Annotated in this window: 3 protein-coding genes; all 3 read right to left on the bottom strand. The window is 74.3% G+C overall.

Annotation, left to right across the window (positions count from 1 at the left end; translation table 11 throughout):
- Nucleotides 1-16: 16 nt before the first annotated feature.
- On the bottom strand, nt 17-1,462 hold the full coding sequence (locus V7793_RS32205; RefSeq protein ID WP_058046516.1) for an aldehyde dehydrogenase family protein: 1,446 nt from the start codon (nt 1,460-1,462) through the stop codon (nt 17-19).
- A gap of 396 nt (nt 1,463-1,858) precedes the next feature.
- Nucleotides 1,859-3,514, bottom strand: a complete 1,656-nt coding sequence (locus V7793_RS32200; RefSeq protein ID WP_336013247.1) for a PucR family transcriptional regulator — start codon at nt 3,512-3,514, stop codon at nt 1,859-1,861.
- A 100-nt stretch (nt 3,515-3,614) separates the two neighbouring features.
- Nucleotides 3,615-5,741, bottom strand: a 2,127-nt coding sequence (locus V7793_RS32195) for an ATP-binding protein (RefSeq protein ID WP_336013246.1), incomplete at its 5' end; no start/stop codon positions are given.

Genomic DNA, 5,741 nt, shown 5'->3' with positions numbered 1-5,741 from the left:
AGGCAGGCAGTTCCTGCTAGAGCGCCAGGCCCGTCAGGACGAGCACGCGCTCGTAGGTGTAGTCGTCCATCGCGTAGCGCACGCCCTCGCGCCCCACGCCGGACTGCTTGGCGCCGCCGTAGGGCATCTGGTCCGCGCGGTAGGACGGCACATCGCCGATGATGACGCCGCCGGTCTCCAGGGCACGGTGCGCCCGGAAAGCCGTCTGCAGGTCGTGCGTGAAGACGCCGGCCTGCAGGCCGTACGGCGAGTCGTTGACGGCGGCGAAAGCGGCCTCCTCGCCCTCGGCCTTGGTGATCGTCAGGACGGGGCCGAAGACCTCCTCGCAGGCGATGGTCACGTCGGCCGGCACGTCCGCGAGCACGGTCGGGGCGTAGGTCGCGCCGTCGCGCTTGCCGCCGGTGAGCAGGGCGGCACCCTTCTCCACGGCCTCGTCCACCCAGGACTCCACGCGCTTGGCGGCGTCCTCGCTGACGAGCGGGCCGACGTCCGTCGCGGCGTCCGACGGGTCACCGGTGACCTGCGCCTCGACGGCGGCCACGACCTTGGGCACGAGGCGCTCGTACAGCGAGGCGTCGGCGATGACGCGCTGCACCGAGATGCAGGACTGGCCGCCCTGGTAGTTCGAGAACGTCGCGATGCGCTGTGCGGCCCAGTCGAGGTCCTCCTCGGAGGACCAGTCGGCCAGGACGACGGCCGCACCGTTGCCGCCGAGCTCAAGGGTGACGTGCTTGCGGGGGGCGGAGTCGAGGATCGACCAGCCGACCGGCCCGGAGCCGGTGAAGGAGATGACCGGCAGGCGCTCGTCCTGGACGAGGGCGGGCATGCGGTCGTTCGGGACCGGCAGCACGCTCCAGGAGCCCGCCGGCAGGTCCGTCTCGGCCAGAATCTCGCCCAGCACGAGGGAGGAGATCGGGGTCGCCGGAGCGGGCTTGAGGATGATCGGCGCACCGACGGCGATCGCGGGGGCGACCTTGTGGGCGCTCAGGTTCAGCGGGAAGTTGAACGGCGCGATGCCCAGCACGGTGCCGCGCGGGAAGCGGCGGGTCAGTGCCAGACGGCCGGTGCCGCCCGCGTCGGTGTCGAGGCGCTGCGCGTCGCCGGCGTTGAAGCGGCGAGCCTCCTCGGCGGCCCAGCGGAAGACGGAGACAGCGCGACCAACCTCGCCGCGGGCCCACTTGATGGGCTTGCCGTTCTCGGCGGAGATGAGCTGGGCTATCTCCTCGGTGCGCTCGGTGAGCCGCTTCGCGACGTGGTCGAGGGCGGCGGTCCGCACGTGCGCGGGCGTCGCCGCGAACTCCTCTCGTACGGCGTGCGCGGCGGCCACGGCCTCCTCGACCTGTGCCTCGGTGGGCACGCTCACGGTGCCGACGAGACGGCCGTCCCAGGAGTTCGTGACGTCGAAGGTCTCCTCGCCGGTGGCCTCGCGGCCGGCCAGCCAGAACGCGTGGGGAGCAGTCACAATCCCGGCCCTTCCCAAGTGGTGTGGATATTGCTCCCCCACGGTAGGTGCGGGGCGGCCGGGCGCCGATTGTCCGCGGTGGAGCAGTACCGGCGCGGGGAGCACCGCAATGGCGGAGTGGCTGCGCCTCGTGCACCTACAGGGCTCAGGTCCGTGGGTCTTCCCAACGGCTTGAGACCCGGCGGCGGGGGCCCCATGCGGCGCGCATGGGGCCCGCGGGGCGCCACCCGCGAGGGGCCTCATGCCGCCACGCACTCGCTCCCCTGAGCGGGACCACGCCGGACCGACCGGCCCCGGCCCCATGCCGCCCTCCCTCGGCCACTCGGACCGCGGCACCTGGAGCTCCCCCCGGCTTACGACGCCCTGCCGGGCCCCGAGTCCGGGTCCAGGGGCGTTCTACTCCTGCCCCGAAGCCGCAGTCGCCTTCAGAGCCAGCCACAGCTCCATACGGACGTCGGGATCATCCAGAGAGCGGCCCAGGATCTCCTCCACCCGTCGCATGCGGTAGCGCAGCGTATGGCGGTGGACGCCGAGGTCCGCCGCCGCCGCGTCCCACTGGCCGTGGCGGGAGAGCCAGGCGCGCAGGGAGGCGACGAGGTCGCCGCGCCCGGTTGCGTCGTGCTCCCGGAGGGCCCGCAGCATGCCGTCCGCGAAGGCGCGTACCGCATCGTCCGCGAGGAGCGGCAGTACCGAGCCGGCGGCGACCTCTTCGTGCTCCACGAGGACCCTGCCGCGGCGGCGTGCGACGGACAGGGCCTGCTCCGCCTGGCGGAAGGCCGCCGCGGCGGCGATGGGCCCTGCGGGGGCGGACAGGCCGATGACGAGGTCGCAGGCAGGGGCGGCGGCGCTGCGGTCCCGGGGCCGCGCCTTCGTCCCACGGCGGGCTTCTATGGCACGGGCGTGTTCCCCGCATGCCGCGGCGACCGCACCGCCGTCGGGCGCAAGGACGACGAGCCGTTCGCCGTCCGGGACGACCAGCAGCGGCTCCGCCACCCGGCCCGCGGCGGTCTCCAGGGTGTCCGCGAGCACGGCCAGCGGCTCCACGGCGGGCTCGCCCTCCCCCTCCGGGCCGATGGCGTCGGCGTCGGCGGGCATCTCCACCGCTTCCGCGACGATCACCCGGAACGGAGCGTCCAGCAGGCTTCCGTAGAGATCCCCGGCCACTGCCCGTGCATGGTCGGGTTCGCCGGCGAGGAGCATGCGCAGCAGTGCCGCGCCCAGTCGCTGCTCCGCCTCCTGCAGGGCCCTGGAGCGCTCGGTGGTGAGGGTGAGCAGGGCGATGGCGGAGTGCACGGCGTAGCGCTCGGCGGTTCCCAGGGGCGCGCCCGTACCGACGGCGAGAACCCCCCGTGCGCGCCGCCCGGAGCCGAGGGACTGCAGCTCAACGCGGTCGGCTCCCTCCTCGGCGGGATCCGTGCCCACGACGGCGGTGGCGGGCGCGGGGCGCTCCCGCAGCCGCTCGACGTCCGCTCCGAGGCGCGCGGCCCGGCGCGCAGCCCATTCGGGCGCCGCCGCGACGACGGAGCCCGAGGCGTCGTACAGCGCCGCCCAGCCGTCGAGGTGTGCGGCGAGCCGGGCGACGAGGGCCGCCGGCCCCTCCGGGCCCAGGGCGGCGCGGGTCAGTTCACGCTGCGCCTCGAATCCGGCCGTCACCGCCCGGTACTGGTCGGCCGCGATGGCTGCGGACACCGCCTTCGTGATGGCGATGAAGGGCGTACGACGGGGCACCTCCAGCAGCGGCAGGCCCTCGCCCCCTGCCGCATCGACCAGCGCCTCCGGCACCCGCTCGTAGTTGACGCCGACCGCGAAGCCGAGGCCCACGACACCTGCGCGCACGAGGCGGCGGACGTACTGCCGCATGGCCTCGGGATCCTCCGCGTCGATCTTCAGTGCGGTGATCAGCAGCAGCTCGCCGCCGTCCATCCACGGCACGGGATCGGCCAGCTCACTGACGTGCGCCCAGCGGACGGGCCTGTCCAGCCGGTCCTCCCCCGCGAGGACGGTGAGTTTCAGCGCGGAGTGGTGGACGAGTGAGGCGAGCGTGAGGGGCATGGCACCTTCGGGAGGGGCGTCGGGGCAAAAGTGCCGTCGCGTATGAACATCTGCGACCGATTCTGCCTCAGTGGAGCAATCACCGGTAACACGAACCGGTTCACCGCTGCAGATCGACGAGCACCGGCGGCGCGCTGTTCCCCCGCACGGAAGTCACCGACAGCACCGCATGTCCCGCAGGCACCCCGTGCGCCAGCTCGGAGGCGGACCAGCGCTCCCGCTCCACCTTGCGCACCGTCACCGACTGCGCGGTCACCGCCCGCCCCGTGACGAGCCTGCGCACCACATGCGTGACGCGGGTCAGAGGCTCGTGGGCGATGATCTGACGGTCGGTGACGTCGCGGGTCTCCACCCACTCCTTGCCCCACACTTCCGCGAAGCGCGCCCCGTCCCAGGTGGTGACGCCGGAGAACGCCATGCGGCAGCCGACGGAGCCCAGCAGCGCGCTGCGCAGGGAGTCGGGTACGTCGTCGAGCGTACGGAGGGTGAGCAGCGCTCCCGCATGGGCCGAACGGAGCCGCGCCAGGCCCCGTACGGCCTCGGGGGTGACGGTGTGGGTGGCGTCGTCGAGGACGAGGCACGCGAAGAGGGAGCGGTCGCCCCGCGCGACCGCGCACTCCGTGAACTGGGCGAGGACGAGCCGGGCCAGCATCCGTGACGCCTCGGCGTGCCCGCGCTCGGGCAGGTCGATCCGGACGCGCAGCGGGTGCTCCAGGGCGCGCAGTGAGAAGGTGCGCGAAGGGTCGGTGGTGTCGAAGAAGCGGGCGAAGGCCGGGCGGTCGAGGAGCGCGAGGCGGTCGGCGAGCATGGGGCCGGCGTCGCCGGGGCGGTGCGCCTGCCGCTCCCGGGCGTCGAGCTCGCGGATGAGGGCCTCCTGCCCCGCGTCCGTGAGGGCGGCGCGCAGGGAGGCCACGGCGGCGGGCGAGCCGTCCAGGAGCTCGCGCAGCTCGGGGACGGACGGGAAGCGGCCGTGAGCGGCCCGGTAAGGGCCGAGGATCTGGGCCAGGACGGTTGCGGCTCGGCGGCCCCCTTCGCCCGGCAGGGTGGCGGTGAGGTCGCCCACGAGGCCCTCGGCGAGGACGGCGGCAGCCTCGTCGGGGTCGTCGGTGCCGCCGTAGAGGTCGAGGTCGTACGCGGAGTCCGGCCGGCCGATGCGCACGACGACGTCGAACGCCTCGTCCGGCGCGAGGCCCGCCCCCGCCGCCCCGACCGCGACCACGGCCGCCCGGCCGGCAAGCGCCTGCAGGCACAGCGACTCCAGCACAGGGCGGATCAGCCGGTCCGTCTTGCCGCTGCCGGGCGGGCCGACTGCGAGCAAGGACGTACCGAGCAGACGGGGGTCGAGGGCGAATCCGGCGCCCCGGTGCACGTACGGGTTGCGCTCGTCGTCCACGGCGGTGCCGAGGCGGACCTGCCGGGTGACGAGGTCGTGGCGCGCGGCGCGTACGGGCAGATCGCGCGCACCGGACGGGTGCGCGCAAGCGGCCGCCCCGTGCCGCAGAACGGTTTCGGTGAAGGCCGCGAGCCTTCCCGGCTGCACGCGTACGGTCTGCCAGGCCCGCTCGATGCGGGCGTGGTCGACATCGTTCATCAGCCCGGCGCGTGCTTCCGCAGCGAGCCGTTCCGCCGCCTCGTGCACACCCGCGGCGCGCAGCTGGGGCCAGTCGGCCGGGTCCTGGCGGGGGCCGCCTCCCACAGCGGCCGGGAGGGCTCCGCCGTCGTCCCACAGCCGCGCCAACAGCGGCGCGAAGTACCGCCGCCAGACCTGGGGCCAGCGCCCCAGGCGGCCGAAGACGCAGATGAGAACGCCCAGGCAGATGGCGTAATAGGTGTAGATAGTCCACACCGCCGCCATGCCCCTGTGCCACGAGTCGGGGGTCAGGACGGTCAGCGGCCACAGCCAGTAGGAGCCGAGGTAGCCGTTCCACAGCAGCGACCCCAGCAGCCAGCCGCACAGGAGGGCGATGACCGCCCCGCTGAGGAGCTGCCGGCCTGGGATGCGGTCCGGCTCCTCCGGGGGCTTGGGACGGTAGCCGTACGCCCAGATGCCGGGGCCCGCGGCGACACGGGGCGTGCGGAGCCAGGCGAGGAACGGGGACCGGCTCTGCGAAACCGTCCCGGGCGCCTTGCCGGGCTGCGGCGGCACCGCACGGGGCGGGGACGGCGCCTCCGTAGGCATGGCGGGAGGCACCGCATGGGGCGCCGCGGGAGGCGCCGCATGAGGCGC

This window comes from Streptomyces sp. KLMMK (genome assembly GCF_036961605.1).
GTDB classification, from domain to species: domain Bacteria; phylum Actinomycetota; class Actinomycetes; order Streptomycetales; family Streptomycetaceae; genus Streptomyces; species Streptomyces telluris.
The sequence above is the reverse complement of the archived record's forward strand: the minus strand, read 5'-3'. Positions and strand labels throughout refer to the sequence as shown.